Here is a 14,937-nt window from a genome sequence, read left to right on the forward strand (position 1 = left end):
ACCTGCTTCCTGTTGTTAATAGTTTTCTTTAGCCTAAAGCCAGCTTTTCAGCCCTAGTCAGCGACAGACCATGCTGGACCATCCGCGGTATCAGTTACCTCGATACCCGCTTCCTTCAGACGGTCGCGCACAGCATCAGCCGTAGCCCAGTCCTTCTCTGCACGAGCCCGGGTGCGTTCCTCCAACTGGTGCTCAACCAGCACACCGAGCGCATGCATTGCCGCATCGGAACCGGAATCGGAGGTTGCCCACTGCTCATTCAGCGGATCGAACCCAAGGACTGCGGCCATAGCGCGGACAGCACCGGCAATCTCCTTGGCCTTGGTCTCGTCGCCGTCGGCAAGCGCCTGATTACCTCCGCGAACAGCGTTGTGGATTTCCGCGAGCGCGCGTGGGACGGCGAGGTCGTCGTCGAGCGCTGCTTCGAACGCCGGCGTCCACTCACCGATTTCTATATCGCCGAGCTTATCGACGGCACGGTGCATAAACGCCTCGATACGACGGTAGCCCGCTGCCGCTTCCTGCAGAGCCTCCTCGGAGTACTCCAGCACGGAGCGGTAGTGCGCACTACCGAGGTAGTAACGCAGCTCAACCGGACGAACCATGGTCAGGATATGCGGCACGGACAACACGTTGCCGAGCGACTTCGACATCTTTTCGCCGGCCATTGTGACCCAGTGATTGTGCATCCAGTAGCGAGCAAAGCCGTCGCCGGCTGCGTGCGACTGCGCAATCTCGTTTTCATGGTGCGGGAACTGCAGGTCGAGACCGCCACAGTGGATGTCGAACTCCGAGCCCAAGTAGTAGGTGGCCATGGCGGAGCACTCCAGGTGCCAGCCCGGACGGCCATTGCCCCACGGCGTCGGCCACGAGGGCTCGCCCGGCTTGGCCGCCTTCCACAGCGCGAAATCGTGCGCACCGCGCTTGCCCGGAGTGTTGGTCTCGCCCTGCTCCATCTCGTCAACGCGGTTGCCGGACAGGCTACCGTAGTCGCTGCCTTCAGCCTTGGACCAGGCGTCCACGTCAAAATAGACGCTGCCATCGACAGCGTAGGCGAAGCCGTTATCCATCAGACGCTGCATATACTCCACCATCTGAGTGACATGTCCGGTGGCACGCGGCTCAACGCTCGGCGGAAGAACACCGAGCTGGTTGTAGGCCCAGGTAAATTCGCGCTCAAAGCGGGAGACCCACTCCCACCAAGGGCGGCCGTGCTCGGCGGCCTTATTCAAGATCTTGTCATCGATATCGGTGACGTTACGCACAAACGCGACGTCATACCCCTTGGCGATCAGCCAACGGCGCAAGATATCAAAGGCCACGCCAGAGCGAACATGGCCAATGTGCGGCTGAGCCTGCGGAGTCGCACCGCACAGGTAAATGGAGGCATGCCCCTCGCGGAGAGGCTCAAAATCCTTCAGTTGGCGGGTTGCGGTATCGAAGATTTGAAAAGTCACAGCCCCGAGCATAGCGGGGAAATAGATACGGGTGAAAAAGAGAAAACGGCTAGCGCACACGGGCAATGTATGTGCGCTAGCCGTTAACCGGAAAAGTGCAGAAAATCCCTACTGGAAGGAACCGGGGAAGGGAAACGACTTATGCGTCTGCGTCCAGGTCCACCGGCTTATCGTCGGCCCCGTCCTTCTTCTCACCGGCGGTACCTTCCTGTGCCAGCGCGCGGTGACGCTCGATAGTGGCATCGACGCGGGCAAAAACTTCCTCGACCTTGGCCTCATCAACGCCGTCGGCAAGCGCGAGCTCACCGACGAGAACCTGGCGAGCCTTGCTCAACATACGCTTTTCGCCGGCGGACAGACCGCGATCCTGATCGCGGCGCCACAGGTCACGAACTACCTCAGCGACCTTGTTAATGTCGCCCGAACCCAGGCGCTCCTGGTTGGCCTTGTAGCGACGGGACCAGTTGCCGGCCTCTTCCACGTCGGTCTCACGCAGAACGGAGAAGACCTTCAGCAGCCCCTCTTCACCGACAACATCGCGGACACCGACCAGCTCGGCATTCTTGGCGGGCACCTGGATATTCAGATCACTCTGCAGAATCTGCAGTACGAGGTACTGAACGGTCTCACCGTTAAGCTCTCGTTCAATGATGTTTTCGATTTTCGCAGCTCCGTGGTGCGGATAAACTACGGTATCGCCAATGCTGAATTCCATGTAATGCACACGCCCTTCCAACGGCCTTCCACCCTATCATGTCCCCCCATGATTTTACGGGTAGTATGGGAACATCTTAGGAAGACACTAAGGTGTTCTTTAAATACTGAAAATCCTATCGCCCATCCTCAAGCTACTGGAGGAAATCTAGTCATGGCCTTCAAGTCCGTACTTCGCCGCAGCGCCCTCATCACCGTCTCCGCAGCATCTGCAGTTGCACTTGCTGCTTGTGGCGCCGGTCAGATTTCGCAGACCGCAAATCAGCACCCGGCTGTCGACGGTGCGATGAACGGCGGCGAAGATGCTGCCGGCAAGGGTGCTGAGAACACCAACTCGGCTCTTGGCTTCGTCAACATCCGCGACGCTCACATCCTGGTTGACCCGGAGGCTGGTACCGCTGGTCTGAAGTTCTCCGCCAGCAACCAGCAGCGCGCTGCCGAGTCAGTCTACACGCTGAAGTCCGTCACCGTTGAAGGTATCGGCGAGGTTGAGCTGAAGAAGGTCGCTGAGACTCCTTCCTTCGCTAAGGCTGCCAAGGGCGAGAACTCCCTACCGCGTGAGTGCCAGATCGTTGCCGGCCCGAAGTCCGTCATCGATCCGCTGGCTAAGACCGCTAAGGACAACACCGGCTGCATCGCGTACTACACCAATGAGCTGGACCCGAGCACCCTGGTTGGCGACAAGAGCAGCGCTGCCGGCCAGAACCGCGAGGCCACCTTCGAGTTCACTGACCCACAGGGCCAGACCAACACCTACGACCTGGACATCACCATCTCTGCTGACATTCTGGAAGCTGGCGCACCGAACCGCGGTGCTGACGGCATGATTGAATCCAAGTAATCGCAGCACAGTGGTGTTCCTGCGCTGTTCGCGCGCAGCGCACTTTTAGGCGCTGGTACAGCGCAGTCCTGTCCCGCAAATAACGCGAGGAGCTTCATCGAGCGGGCATGGGCGATTGGTCGCTTGATACGGGCCACGGCGGTACAGTCAGTCCTTGACACATGTCATTGACTCTGCCCTGGCCCGTTCTCGCGTATCTGGGGCAATTTTTTAGCGACATTTCCCGCACATCCCGCACCAAACGTTGTCGGGTCTGTCGCCCCCTCGTTTGAAGCAAAGGCGGTTGCACCGTGGCCAAGACCAAAGACGAAGCCTACGAATGCTCGGCATGCGGTTGGCAGGTGTCGAAATGGGTTGGTCAATGTCCCAACTGCAAAGAGTGGGGCACACTGGAGAAGGTCACTATCCGCTCCAGCAGAGGGAAGTCCGGCTCCACCCTTGAGGACAAAATCGCCACCCGGGCAGCCAAGCAACGTCGCCGGAGTGCTGCCACAACGGAGCCCGGCACGCGAGGTGACCGTCGTAAAGCATCTTCCACTTCCGTCGCGGCTGAGAGCCAGCGTTTAGCACAGCGCGCGCTTGACGACGATGCGGAGGAACGTTTCCTCGCCGAGACATCCGCAACAGATCGAATCCCCACTTCTTCTTCTGAGCTGACGGCCATTACCGGGATTTCCGCCAAAGCTGCGCACGCGGTGCGCACGGGCATCGGTGAGCTGGATCGGGTGCTCGGTTCGGGTATTGTGCCGGGTTCGTTGGTGCTCTTGGCCGGCGAGCCGGGGGTTGGTAAGTCGACGTTGCTGCTTGAAGTGGCCTATCGCTGCGCGGACGGCGATTTGGGGCCGACACTTTACGTCACAGGTGAGGAGTCGGTCGGTCAGGTGCGACTGCGTGCCGAGCGCACTGGCGCGCTGTCGGACTCGCTGTACCTGTCGGCGGTGTCGAATATCGAGGACGTCATCGATCTGACGCTAGAGCTCTCCCCCGGTCTGCTCATTGTGGACTCCGTGCAGACGATGCGTGCCGACGTCGAAGGTGCTCGCGGTGGCGTTGCTCAGGCCCGCGCCGTAACCTCTGCCCTGGCGGCGTTGGCAAAGGAGACCGGGACTGCGATTTTCTTGGTAGGGCACGTGACCAAGGACGGCAATGTGGCCGGCCCGCGCACGATGGAACACCTCGTTGATGTGGTACTCAACTTCGAAGGCGATAGACACTCGGGGCTACGCTTCTTGCGGGGTCTGAAAAACCGCTTCGGCAGCACCGATGAGGTGGGCTGCTTCGAGCAGACCGCGGGCGGTATTGCGGAAGTTGAGGATCCCTCGGGGCTGTTTTTGCATCACCGAACACCGACCTCGGGAACTGCAATTACCGTGGCCATGGATGGCCGCAGACCGCTGCTGGCGGAGGTGCAGGGCCTGGTAATCAACACCGAGGCACATAATCCACGACGCAATGTCTCTGGTCTCGACCCGAGGCGCGTGCCGATGGTCGCGGCCGTGCTGACTGAACACGGTAACTTCAAGCAGTTGGCCCGCATGGAGATGTACGTGTCCACCGTCGGCGGAATGACGCTGTCGGAGCCGGCCGCGGACCTGGCGATTGCGCTGGCACTGGCCTCATCCATGACTAAGCGGACCTTCCAGGACAAAACCATTGCACTCGGCGAACTGGGGTTGGCCGGCGAAGTGCGGCGAGTGACCGATTTGGAGTGGCGCCTTAAGGAAGCTCATCGAATGGGCTTCGACACGGCAATTGTGCCCAGAGGCGCAAAAGGCCCGGCAGGGATGCAGCTGCTGGAAGCAGCCACCGTTGCCGAGGCCATTGAGCTTGGGTTAGGAGCTAAGCGCTAGCGCATGTTGAACGTGTAGGCGTCAGAGTTGTTGTCACCAATCACGCCGTAGAAGATGTACGACCCGGAGGGAACTGGGACCCGGTCTTCTTCGGAGCACTTGTTCGGCGCCGAGGTCAGACGCGACCAGGTGGCGGCATAGTTGACTTCCTCGCCCGGTGCCAATACCAGTTCACCGTGGCCTTCGGAGTCATTGCAATCCACATCCGACCAGACTCGCTCATACGTTGCCAGGTCGTACACCTCGAAGCGCAACTGCTGCTCATCAAGGTTCACGCGGCATTCACCGCCGGTGGGATTGTGGACGGTAATCGCCAGAGTCGGCTGCTCATCGCCGTAGTTCGGCTGATCCGAGGTGGCCGTCACCTGCAGATCTGCAAGGGTACAGTCCTTTTTGCTCGCAAGCGCCGCCTGAGCGTCATCCTTCGCGGAGTCTTCGCCTTCCTTGTCGCCCTTCTTGGCGTCCTTGTCAGACTTGTCGTTCTCCGAGTCCTTGTCAGACTTAGGCGCGTAAGGTTCCTTGGGCTGTTCCGGAGGAGTCACCTCTTTCCCGTCATCCCTGGTGACATTCACCGGTTCAGAATCCTCGCTGTCCCGGTTTACCAGTGCGGAAATACCCCAGCCCAGGAGAACGAGGATGATAACGAGCAACACCGCCGCGGCGATACGCCGACGCCGGTAGATTTCTGGAGGCAGCTTATTGGTCACACATTTAGGTTAGCGGGTTCTCGCTGACTCCATGGGTAACGACGGTCTCAGCGCGTCCGTCCTCCAAGCGGTACCGCATACCGACAACGCCTACCTCGCCGGTCTCCAGTCGCGACGAAATCTCCGGAGAGCGATCAATAATGTGATTAACAATCTCGCGCACGTGGCGACGCTCAAATTCGTCGATTTCAGTCTCGCCATCCTTGCGAGCCGCCAGCAGCGACGGGGTGACCTTTTCAATCAGCACACGCTGGAAACCACCCGGCAGTTCGCCACCATCCAGTGCATTCTTCGCCGCAGCCACAGCGCCGCAGGACTCGTGACCGAGAACAATCACCAGCGGAACTCCAAGACCATCAACTGCGAATTCCAGCGAAGCCAGCACCGACAGGTCAGTAATCTCACCGGCAGTACGGATTACAAATACATCGCCCAAGCCCTGATCGAAAATAATCTCCACCGGAGCGCGGGAATCCGAGCAAGCCAGCACAACGGCCTTCGGCTTCTGCCCCTGCGTCAGCTGCTTACGACGAACCAAGTCCTGGCGAGGATGCGCAGTCTTGCTCTCGCAGAAGCGGAGGTTTCCGCGCACCATCGATTGCCATACACTCTCAGGAGTCCTCTCAGAATTGCTCATAGCTATATTGTGCAACGACTCTGCTGTTTATGGGAAAGCGAGAATGTAGATTGACCTCTGCAATTAACCAATCCGACGACTTCGACGAACACGTCGATGCCGCCTTACGTGATTGGTATCGCACCAACATGCGGCCACTTCCCTGGCGCGAAGAAGGCACTTCACCATGGGCTGTGCTCGTCAGCGAAGTGATGAGTCAACAGACTCCCGTCGCCCGCGTCATCCCCTCCTGGCGCGCCTGGCTGGAAAAATGGCCCACCCCAGCCGATTTGGCAGTCGCGCCCAAGGATGAAGTCCTACGTATGTGGGGAAAACTCGGCTACCCCCGACGTGCACTCCGGCTGCGTGAATGCGCAGAAAAGATCGTCGAAAAGCACGACGGCGAAGTACCAAGCGACGTGAACACACTGTTAGCCCTTCCGGGGGTAGGAGACTACACCGCTCGGGCGGTAGCGGCGTTTGCTTTTGGCGCGCGCACGCCGGTGGTGGACATCAACGTGCGCCGCGTACTCCGACGACACCGCCAGGGCACGTACCTACCCGGCATCGCCAAACGCGCCGACATGGCGCTCGTCGAAGAGTTCCTACCACTCGACCCCACGACTGCGGCCGAGACTTCCGTCGCGCTCATGGAACTCGGCGCTACCGTCTGTCGAACGACACCCGAGTGCGAGGTCTGCCCCATCGCCACCAGTTGCGCATGGATTGCCGCCGGTCGCCCCGAACCCGAAGACCACGAAATCGCCGCTGCTAAACGGCGTGTGCAGAAGTTCGAAGGCACCGACCGCCAAGTCCGGGGCTTGCTTCTCGACGTGCTCCGCGCCGCCGACTCCCCCGTCGAACAGGCCGCTCTCGATGCGGTCTGGGATGATGCACATCAGCGTTCCCGCGCACTGTTTTCCCTGCTTGACGACGGTCTTGCGGAGCAAACTCCCGATGGCCGCTTCCAGTTGCCCCGTTAACACCGAGGCAATGCTCCGGTAAAGACCAGATTCGAACAAGTGCGTTGCCTAGAATTAGGAGCATGAATGCCTCGCTCCATCGATCTCAGCGCCAACGCTGTCTCTTTGGGGCTAGTAAGCGCAGAATTGCACTGAGCATGGTGCTCGGAATTTCTCTGATTGGCACTAGCGCGGGTGGGATCAGCGGTTGCTCAGCGGTGGATGGACTAGGTTCCATCGACTTCGGCTCCTCAGATTCTGACTCTTCTGCGGTGAAGCGATTGCCTCCGGGGCAGGTAATTACGCAGACACCATTTCCGGTCAATGCGCCCCCACGCGCACAGCGGGTCGTGTTTTCCTCCACAGGTGCACGCGACCACCGCCAAACAGCAGTATCTGGTACCGTATTGCAGCCCTATGCCCGCTGGTCGGAGAAGTCCCCACGGCCTCTGGCGGTGATTGCGCCGGGGACTCTCGGGATGGCCGATAACTGTGCCAGTTCGGTTGCGCTGCGCTACGAAGCACCTCCGACGCCTCCGGCACCTCAGTTGCTGGCACAGGGATGGAATGTTGCCATCGTGGATTACCAGGGGCTCGGCACGCCCGGGGTACATCCGTATCTCAACCGTGAGGTTGCCGGGAATAACACGCTCGATATGGCGCGAGCGGCTATTGAAACTTTACAACTACCTGCAGATACTCCCATTGCGCTGTTCGGCTACTCACAGGGCGGAGGTGCCACCGCTGCAGCCGCCGAGCTAGCCGATGAGTACGCCTCGGAGTTGAACATCCGCGCTGTTTACGCCGGGGCTATTCCGGCCGATCTCACCGACACTGCGCTGCATATTCGCGGCTCGGCGCTGGCGGGACTCGTTGGATACTTCATGAACGGCTTGATTGCAGAGTACCCAGAGACAAAAGAACCAATCGAGCGCATGCTGAGCCCGCTCGGGCAGGACTTCTTGAAGCTCACAGCCGATGAATGCATTGGCGCCACTGTCGAACGTTGGCCTCGCAATGACACCAAGGCATTTACGGCCAACGACTTGGGGATAGCGGAGAATCTGCGCTCGCCGGAGCTCTCCCCCGCCGTTCGACGCCACGTGGACGAACAGGCTCTGGGCACAAAGACTCCCAGTATGCCCGTGTTCGTTACCCATAATGCATTGGATGATGTGTTACCCGTGACGTCGGCACGCGAGCTTGTGCAGAAGTGGCAAAAGGCCGGCGCCGACATCACCTACGTGGAGGTCGACACTGACCTCGGTGATGGGACGCACGGCCTTGCCTACGTGCTCACTCACGAAGAGATGCTTGCGTGGGTGAATCAGAAAATGGGGTACTAGCGGCGACATTCGCCACTTTCCTCCATCTAGCAAATACAGCTACTTTTTCTTCCAGCGACCGCGGAAGGTCAAGCCTTTGCCCAGTCGGACGGTGTAACCGCCACGGCTGTTAATGGTCACTGGACCGATACGCTTAGAACCAGAGACTCCCGAACCCGAGTAGTTCAGCCACGTGTCCTTGTCCAGGTTCTGCTTCTTGCGAAATTGAATCCCCATTTAGTTCTCTCCCTCGGAGTTATCAGATTCGGTCTCTGCCTCGGCAGTAGCCTGATTGGCAGTACCTTTGATGTCGCCAGATACAAACGCTCAGGATACCGTCAGCGCTGCCGAGAACGCCCGTCATCTTCCTCAGAATCGGCCAAGGCACCGCTCATCGGCATCAACGTTACCGACCTTGCCTCATATTGGTGAAGGTAACTTCGCCTTGCAGATGTCGTTGAACTCGCCGTCCCTGCGCCATAGATGCCTCAATCCGTTATTTGTGACCGCCCCTAGTGAGCTCATGAAACCGGCCACCGCCACAGCGCGCCGAACAATGACGACAGCTAGTTAGTGCAAACCGCCCAGGGATGCGAATGGCTCCTCGGCCTGGATGTCGTGCAAGGGCACGCGCACCCAAGGCGAATCACTGTGTGCGAGCAGCTCGGTGAGCCGTTGCGATTGATCCTTCATCGCAGCGGTGACGTCGGGCTCACCATCACTCGCCCAGATCATTCGACCCCACCAGAAACTTGCGGCTACGTCAGCCCACGACACGAAGTAGCGCTGCAGCGCCGCCACGGCCTTGTCTGAAATCTGAAGGAACTCTTCTGGAGAGATCCACCCCAGCTCCGTTGCCGCGCCACCAACGCTGTGAACACGGATTATGTCCCATGCGCGAGTAGTGGCGGGCAGTGCCGGGGCCGCTGCTTTGGCAAAGCCCTCCGAGCGCAACATCCGTACAAGGTAACGGAACTTATGTTCTGCACCACGCGGATCCACGCCTTGGACAACAAAGAAGTCTTTCAGAAACTCGATTCGCTCCTCCATCTCTGCCTCGAGCTCGTTCTCAGAGATGTCCTTCACTGCATATGCGAGCGGTAAAAGCAGGTCATTTTCCACGTGCTGGCCACCTTCGAGCAGAGCATCAATAACCTGATACGCTTCCTGTGCACCAGTGACCCCCCAGTTTTGCTCGAGAGATGTTTTGTAGTACTTGGCCGCCCTTGCGTTGATGGCCTCAACCCCTAGCGGGGTCGCAAACGCCTTATTGCTCTTGTACACCATTCCCCAAGAGTGGCGGCGCACCTCATCTTTGCTCGGCGCCGGTTCCGGCCATGGGAACTTTGTAAGGCGGTAGATCCAAGTATCATCAAACTTTGCTGGCGTGAACGTTGAGCTCATACCCACAGAACGTACCGAGGTTTCGGGGTTGAGTCAGCGTTACTTCACACACCACCCCACACCTGGGGTGAGTTATGTCATAGCACTGAACGGCAGGCGCGGTTTTTATTGTGTTGCTAGTCTCGTGTGCATGACAGGACCCCAAATTGCATTGACCGACCGGCCAGATCTCGGTGCCGCACTTGAACGTACCGGTAATTCCGGGATTGTGCGCACTGCCGCCGTCGCTGTTGTAGAAGGTCTTGGTGTCGACGAGATTGTGCTCGAGGCCGCCGCCACGAAAGCAAGTGGGGTGGATGGTGCCGCGTTTGTCACCAACCGCAGGATCCTCGTGACCGCCGATAAGAAGGATCCATCCCATTTTGAGTTCCTTGAACTTGACAACCTGGGCAACGTCACAGTTCTGCCTTACAAGGGCGGCTGGGCCGTCGTGGCCCAGCTCTACAACACATATAAAGTGTGGAGCGGTTTCACAGAAAAGGCTGCGAAACGTGTGCAATTTGCCGCCCAGTGGGCTCTGACCGCAGGCCGAGAGGCACGAACTGAGGCCTCGCGTGCAGTGTCGTCAACTGAGCTGTTTGAGCGATGGAAAGAAAACAAGCACCGTCTCAATCGCAATAGCTTGGAAGAGTTTGCAGAGTCGATGCGCTCCCTGTACTCCGACATTGATTCACGGTGGTGGACTGAAAAATGATTCGACTTGCATACCCGGGTTCGCCCGACCGCTTAAATGGGCCAGAAGACACATCACACATCGAGCAAAACCTGGCTATTGCGCAAAATGGCTATCGCCATTACATCAAGCATGGCTCGTTACTAGAAACTGGAGCGTCTCCAGCAAATACGACTGCTATCTCCAGGTCAAACTCCAGTGCGGGCACGACAGGTGCTCAGGCCAGCGGCGCATCGAAAGGTCTCAGTGTAAAGAAGCAGCTATTACTCCTCCCCTTAGTGATAGCGGGCATCGTGGTGCTAGCGATTGCCTACGTTGCGGCTAAAGACGCGCTCTTTAGTGACAAGTCAGACGAGTCCGCTGCTCCCGCACAGTCCGCCGCTGAAGCACCTGCCGATCCCGGCGCTTCCAACGGTGGCGCTACCGGTGCCACTGGTGGGGATACCGCTGGCGGCCTCACCTCTGCCGACCACGCACCCGAACCGATTGCTAGTTTCGTGCGGGCCTGCACAGACTATGAAGTGGTGTTTAGCTACTATGGTGCGGATAGCGCCCCTGCCCCACAGGCAATGGGTACCAACTGTTCCGTGGATACTACGAAGGCACCCGACGTTGGTTACGTAGTCTTCACCGATGACCCTGCCGCCACCGCCGCCGTTCGTGACGGCAAGCCCGTCTTGGATGCCGTTGAGATTCCGGCAGAATCAACGCGCGGTTCCACATTCAAGGCGCAGCGAGTGGAGTCCCTCATCACAGTTGCGGAAATCCTCCCAGATGATCAGGGAATCGTTGAGTACATGATCAAAAATGATGACCCCGAAGTGGCAAAGAAAGCATTGGTCGACCTCGGCGTGGCCAAGTAGAACTACGACTCTCCGCGCTTTTAGGAAAGACCGCATATAGACACACTGCCACCCCAGTTCCTCCCACAACGGAGTCGGAACTTGGGGTGGCAGTGTTCGTTGGTACTGCTAGCAGCTAAACCTCTTAGAGCGGCTGGCCAGCACCCGCACCAGCCGGTGGCGGGTTGTGGCCGTCGTCATCGGAGTCCGAACCGGACTCTAGGTCGGTTTCAGCGGCGGTGGAACCGCCGTCACCCAGTACATCCGGGGTGATGATATCGGGCTCGCTGGTACCAGCGCTGCCGAGAACGTCCTTGTCTTCCTCGGACTCACCCAGAGCACCGCCGTCGGCATCAACGTTACCGACCTTGCCCTTGTTGGTGAAGGTGAACTTCGCCTTGTCGACGTCCTTGGACTCACCATCCCAGCCTTCGACATCGATGAAGACGGTCTCGCCGAGACCGACCTCACCGTAGAGAATCTTCTCGGAGAGCTGATCCTCAATCTCGCGCTGGATCGTGCGACGCAGCGGACGGGCACCGAGCACTGGATCAAAGCCACGCTTGGCCAGCAGGTTCTTGGCGCGGTCGGAAATCTCCATGGTGATGCGCTTCTCGTCGAGCTGGTCGCTGACGCGGGCCAGCATAAGGTCGACCATCTGGACAATCTCAGCCTGGCTCAGCTGCTTGAAGACCACAATCTCGTCGATACGGTTCAGGAACTCCGGACGGAAGTGCTTCTTCAGCTCGTCGTGGACCTTGTCCTTCATCCGCTCGTACTTGCCATCTTCATCGGCCTCGCCGACCCCCGAGAAGCCCATACCAACAGCCTTGGAAATGTCGCTGGTACCCAGGTTCGAGGTGAAGATCAGAACCGTGTTCTTGAAGTCCACCACTCGGCCCTGCGAGTCAGTCAGACGACCGTCTTCCAGGACCTGCAGCAAGGTGTTGTAAATCTCCTTGTGGGCCTTCTCAATCTCGTCGAAAAGCACGACGGAGAACGGCTTGCGGCGCACCTTCTCGGTGAGCTGGCCGCCCTCTTCGTAGCCGACGTATCCGGGAGGAGCACCGAAGAGACGAGAAGCAGTGAAGCGGTCGTGGAACTCACCCATATCAATCTGAATGAGTGCGTCTTCCTCACCAAAGAGGAACTCGGCCAGAGCCTTCGACAGCTCGGTCTTACCAACACCGGACGGACCAGCGAAGATGAACGAACCGGACGGACGCTTCGGGTCCTTCAGGCCAGCACGGGTACGACGAATAGCGCGGGAGACAGCACTGACAGCCTCTTCCTGACCGATGATGCGCTTGTGCAGCTCATCCTCCATGCGCAGCAGACGCGAGGACTCTTCCTCGGTGAGCTTGAACACCGGAATGCCAGTCCAGGAAGCCAGGACCTCCGCAATCTGTTCCTCGCCAATCTCAGCGATGGTGTCGGACTCGCCCGCACGCCACTTCTTCTCGCGCTCGCGGCGCTCTTCGCCCAGCTTGCGCTCCTTGTCGCGCAGACCAGCTGCCTTCTCGAAGTCCTGCTCGTCGATGGCGGCTTCCTTCTGGCGGCGCACATCGGCAATCTTGGAGTCGATCTCCTGCAGGTCAGCCGGGGCAGTCATGCGCTTGATGCGCATACGAGCACCGGCCTCGTCAATAAGGTCAACAGCCTTATCCGGCAGGAAGCGGTCGTTGATGTAACGATCCGAGAGGGTAGCTGCCGCAACCAGCGCCTTGTCCGAGATGGATACGCGGTGGTGAGCCTCGTACTTATCGCGAACACCACGCAGAATCTCGATAGTGAGATCCACGCTCGGCTCCGGCACGTTCACCGGCTGGAAACGACGCTCGAGAGCGGCGTCCTTCTCGATGTGCTTACGGTACTCATCCAAAGTGGTAGCACCGATGGTCTGCAGCTCACCGCGAGCCAGCTTCGGCTTCAGAATCGAGGCCGCGTCAATTGCGCCCTCTGCAGCACCGGCACCGACCAGCGTGTGAATCTCGTCAATAAACAGAATGATGTCACCGCGCTGGTTAATCTCCTTGAGCACCTTCTTCAGACGCTCCTCGAAGTCACCGCGGTAACGGGAACCCGCAACCAGGGAACCCAGGTCGAGGGAGTAAAGCTGCTTATCCTTCAGTGTCTCCGGCACACGGCCGTTGACGATGTCCAGCGCGAGGCCTTCCACAACGGCGGTCTTACCAACGCCCGGCTCACCAATCAGCACAGGATTGTTCTTGGTACGGCGAGAAAGAACCTGCATAATGCGCTCGATTTCCTTCTCACGGCCAATGACCGGATCCAGCTTGCCCTCACGTGCAGCCACGGTCAGGTTACGACCGAACTGATCGAGCACCAGCGAACCGGACTGGTGGTTACCCTCCTGCACACGAGCGCCGGAAGTAGCACCGACTGGACGCTGCTCCGGAGAACCATCCGACTCATCACCCTGGAAACCGCTGAGCAGCTGAATAACCTGCTGACGTACGCGCGGCAGGTCAGCGCCGAGCTTAACCAGTACCTGAGCGGCAACACCTTCGCCCTCACGAATCAGTCCAAGCAGCAGGTGCTCAGTACCGATGTACTTGTGACCCAGCTGCAGAGCCTCGCGCAGAGAGTACTCCAGCACCTTCTTTGCACGCGGAGTAAACGGCACGTGACCGCTCGGCGGCTGGGAGCCACGACCAATAATGTCGACTACCTCAGAGCGCACAGCATCCAGGGAAATACCCATGGACTCGAGCGCCTTGGCAGCCACACCGTCGCCTTCACTAATCAGGCCGAGCAGGATGTGCTCCGTGCCGATGTAATTGTGATTGAGCTCGCGTGCCTCATCCTGTGCCAGGACGACAACGCGACGTGCTCGGTCCGTAAACCTCTCGAACATCACTGCCCTTTCAAGTGTCTATTTTTGCCGTAATTCAATAAAGGTTGTTTCACCTAGCTTAAACGCGACGCGTCGCAGATTAATCCCTATAGCCGTACGCCAATAGCGAACAGTCTGGTCAAGAGAGGCGCAACGGCAGTTTCATCCTGGAACGGACACCTAGTTGTTCACGCGGTCGTCGTCATCATCGTCGTCGTCATCGTCATGATCGTCATCATCGCGATCATTGCGATTGTCGTCCACGCTCTCGGTCGAAGTCACCGTAGTGGTCTCGACAGGTGCCGGATCGACGTCATCGCTATCGCCACATGCTGCAAGACCGAAAGCCGCACCGGTTGCGGCTGCTCCGACCACGGCAACTCGGGCTGCCGAAATGCGTAGGAAAGTTTGACTCTTGAGAGTGGACTTCATGGGTTCCCCTAGGACATATCGAATGGCTTCACCCTCCGCTACGGCGACGAGGGCGAAGTTGAATTGGAACATCTCTCAAGAACTTTTTCTAGAGAAATTACCTCAAAACGGAGCCTCTAAGTGCGGCGACAACATCGCTCGAGATAAAAAAGCCCCACACCTTTGAACGTATTCCCTAGTCACGCAACATATCTTCACAATCATTCGTTTCTGATAAAAAAATTTTGCAAAAAGCTACACAAAAGTGACCTAGGACA

At 58.6% G+C, this 14,937-nt stretch carries 14 protein-coding genes; 6 read left to right on the forward strand and 8 right to left on the reverse strand.

What is annotated here, in order from left to right:
- Positions 1–53 precede the first annotated feature (53 nt).
- Positions 54–1,457, reverse strand: coding sequence for a cysteine--tRNA ligase (gene cysS / locus HMPREF3130_RS08390; RefSeq protein WP_042388940.1), 1,404 nt, complete (start codon positions 1,455–1,457; stop codon positions 54–56).
- A 139-nt stretch (positions 1,458–1,596) separates the two neighbouring features.
- Positions 1,597–2,172 carry a CarD family transcriptional regulator gene (locus HMPREF3130_RS08395; RefSeq protein WP_070429751.1) on the reverse strand — a complete coding sequence of 192 codons (576 nt, stop codon included), beginning with the start codon at positions 2,170–2,172 and terminating at the stop codon, positions 1,597–1,599.
- Positions 2,173–2,325: 153 nt separating this feature from the next.
- On the opposite strand from HMPREF3130_RS08395, the gene HMPREF3130_RS08400 reads away from it, so the two are divergent.
- Both HMPREF3130_RS08400 and radA read left to right on the forward strand, forming a co-directional pair.
- Complete coding sequence (locus tag HMPREF3130_RS08400; RefSeq protein WP_070429752.1) at positions 2,326–3,012, forward strand: hypothetical protein; 687 nt, start codon at positions 2,326–2,328, stop codon at positions 3,010–3,012.
- Between the two features lie 290 nt (positions 3,013–3,302).
- Positions 3,303–4,862: a DNA repair protein RadA gene (radA, locus tag HMPREF3130_RS08405; protein WP_049180934.1), complete on the forward strand. Its 1,560-nt coding sequence runs from the start codon at positions 3,303–3,305 to the stop codon at positions 4,860–4,862.
- Here the strand turns inward: radA and HMPREF3130_RS08410 are convergent.
- Positions 4,859–5,569, reverse strand: coding sequence for a hypothetical protein (locus HMPREF3130_RS08410; RefSeq protein ID WP_038626593.1), 711 nt, complete (start codon positions 5,567–5,569; stop codon positions 4,859–4,861). The two genes, radA and HMPREF3130_RS08410, sit on opposite strands and share 4 nt — an antisense overlap.
- 4 nt (positions 5,570–5,573) lie before the next feature.
- Positions 5,574–6,206, reverse strand: a complete 633-nt coding sequence (locus HMPREF3130_RS08415; RefSeq protein WP_038626595.1) for a carbonic anhydrase — start codon at positions 6,204–6,206, stop codon at positions 5,574–5,576.
- 29 nt (positions 6,207–6,235) lie between these two features.
- On the opposite strand from HMPREF3130_RS08415, the gene HMPREF3130_RS08420 reads away from it, so the two are divergent.
- Both HMPREF3130_RS08420 and HMPREF3130_RS08425 read left to right on the forward strand, forming a co-directional pair.
- Positions 6,236–7,168, forward strand: a complete 933-nt coding sequence (locus HMPREF3130_RS08420; protein ID WP_070429753.1) for an HhH-GPD family protein — start codon at positions 6,236–6,238, stop codon at positions 7,166–7,168.
- A 137-nt stretch (positions 7,169–7,305) separates the two neighbouring features.
- The gene (locus HMPREF3130_RS08425) at positions 7,306–8,493 is read left to right on the forward strand and encodes a lipase family protein (RefSeq protein ID WP_070429754.1); all 1,188 of its coding nucleotides are present in this window, start codon (positions 7,306–7,308) and stop codon (positions 8,491–8,493) included.
- Positions 8,494–8,532: 39 nt separating this feature from the next.
- Here the strand turns inward: HMPREF3130_RS08425 and HMPREF3130_RS11380 are convergent, their stop codons facing one another.
- Both HMPREF3130_RS11380 and HMPREF3130_RS08430 read right to left on the reverse strand, forming a co-directional pair.
- A complete protein-coding gene (locus HMPREF3130_RS11380; protein ID WP_005510144.1) occupies positions 8,533–8,709 on the reverse strand; it encodes a hypothetical protein in 177 nt (58 codons plus the stop codon).
- A gap of 333 nt (positions 8,710–9,042) precedes the next feature.
- Entirely contained in the window at positions 9,043–9,876 is an 834-nt protein-coding gene (locus HMPREF3130_RS08430; protein WP_016421456.1) for a DUF1266 domain-containing protein, read from the reverse strand.
- 130 nt (positions 9,877–10,006) lie between these two features.
- Here HMPREF3130_RS08430 and HMPREF3130_RS08435 point away from each other — a divergent pair, with 130 nt between their 5' ends.
- Together HMPREF3130_RS08435 and HMPREF3130_RS08440 are read left to right on the forward strand one after the other, a co-directional pair.
- The gene (locus tag HMPREF3130_RS08435) at positions 10,007–10,570 is read left to right on the forward strand and encodes a hypothetical protein (RefSeq protein ID WP_042388222.1); all 564 of its coding nucleotides are present in this window, start codon (positions 10,007–10,009) and stop codon (positions 10,568–10,570) included.
- 257 nt (positions 10,571–10,827) lie between these two features.
- The gene (locus tag HMPREF3130_RS08440) at positions 10,828–11,412 is read left to right on the forward strand and encodes a hypothetical protein (protein WP_246815135.1); all 585 of its coding nucleotides are present in this window, start codon (positions 10,828–10,830) and stop codon (positions 11,410–11,412) included.
- Between the two features lie 124 nt (positions 11,413–11,536).
- On the opposite strand, the gene HMPREF3130_RS08445 is transcribed toward HMPREF3130_RS08440, so the two are convergent.
- Positions 11,537–14,269 carry an ATP-dependent Clp protease ATP-binding subunit gene (locus HMPREF3130_RS08445; protein WP_070429756.1) on the reverse strand — a complete coding sequence of 911 codons (2,733 nt, stop codon included), beginning with the start codon at positions 14,267–14,269 and terminating at the stop codon, positions 11,537–11,539.
- A 159-nt stretch (positions 14,270–14,428) separates the two neighbouring features.
- On the reverse strand, positions 14,429–14,680 hold the full coding sequence (locus HMPREF3130_RS08450; RefSeq protein WP_210387126.1) for a hypothetical protein: 252 nt from the start codon (positions 14,678–14,680) through the stop codon (positions 14,429–14,431).
- Between the last annotated feature and the right edge of the window lie 257 nt (positions 14,681–14,937).

The sequence above is a fragment of the Corynebacterium sp. HMSC14B06 genome, from assembly GCF_001807075.1.
Classification (GTDB): Bacteria; Actinomycetota; Actinomycetes; order Mycobacteriales; family Mycobacteriaceae; genus Corynebacterium; species Corynebacterium jeikeium_D.

Excerpts from the sequence above, each read along its gene's own strand:
- HMPREF3130_RS08395 (WP_070429751.1), bottom strand. The coding sequence starts at position 2,172 with ATGGAATTCAGCATTGGCGATACCGTAGTTTATCCGCACCACGGAGCT.
- HMPREF3130_RS08400 (WP_070429752.1), top strand. The coding sequence starts at position 2,326 with ATGGCCTTCAAGTCCGTACTTCGCCGCAGCGCCCTCATCACCGTCTCC.
- HMPREF3130_RS08415 (WP_038626595.1), bottom strand. The coding sequence starts at position 6,206 with ATGAGCAATTCTGAGAGGACTCCTGAGAGTGTATGGCAATCGATGGTG.
- HMPREF3130_RS08420 (WP_070429753.1), top strand. The coding sequence starts at position 6,236 with ATGGGAAAGCGAGAATGTAGATTGACCTCTGCAATTAACCAATCCGAC.
- HMPREF3130_RS08425 (WP_070429754.1), top strand. The coding sequence starts at position 7,306 with ATGGTGCTCGGAATTTCTCTGATTGGCACTAGCGCGGGTGGGATCAGC.
- HMPREF3130_RS11380 (WP_005510144.1), bottom strand. The coding sequence starts at position 8,709 with ATGGGGATTCAATTTCGCAAGAAGCAGAACCTGGACAAGGACACGTGG.
- HMPREF3130_RS08430 (WP_016421456.1), bottom strand. The coding sequence starts at position 9,876 with ATGAGCTCAACGTTCACGCCAGCAAAGTTTGATGATACTTGGATCTAC.
- HMPREF3130_RS08435 (WP_042388222.1), top strand. The coding sequence starts at position 10,007 with ATGACAGGACCCCAAATTGCATTGACCGACCGGCCAGATCTCGGTGCC.
- HMPREF3130_RS08445 (WP_070429756.1), bottom strand. The coding sequence starts at position 14,269 with ATGTTCGAGAGGTTTACGGACCGAGCACGTCGCGTTGTCGTCCTGGCA.
- HMPREF3130_RS08450 (WP_210387126.1), bottom strand. The coding sequence starts at position 14,680 with ATGAAGTCCACTCTCAAGAGTCAAACTTTCCTACGCATTTCGGCAGCC.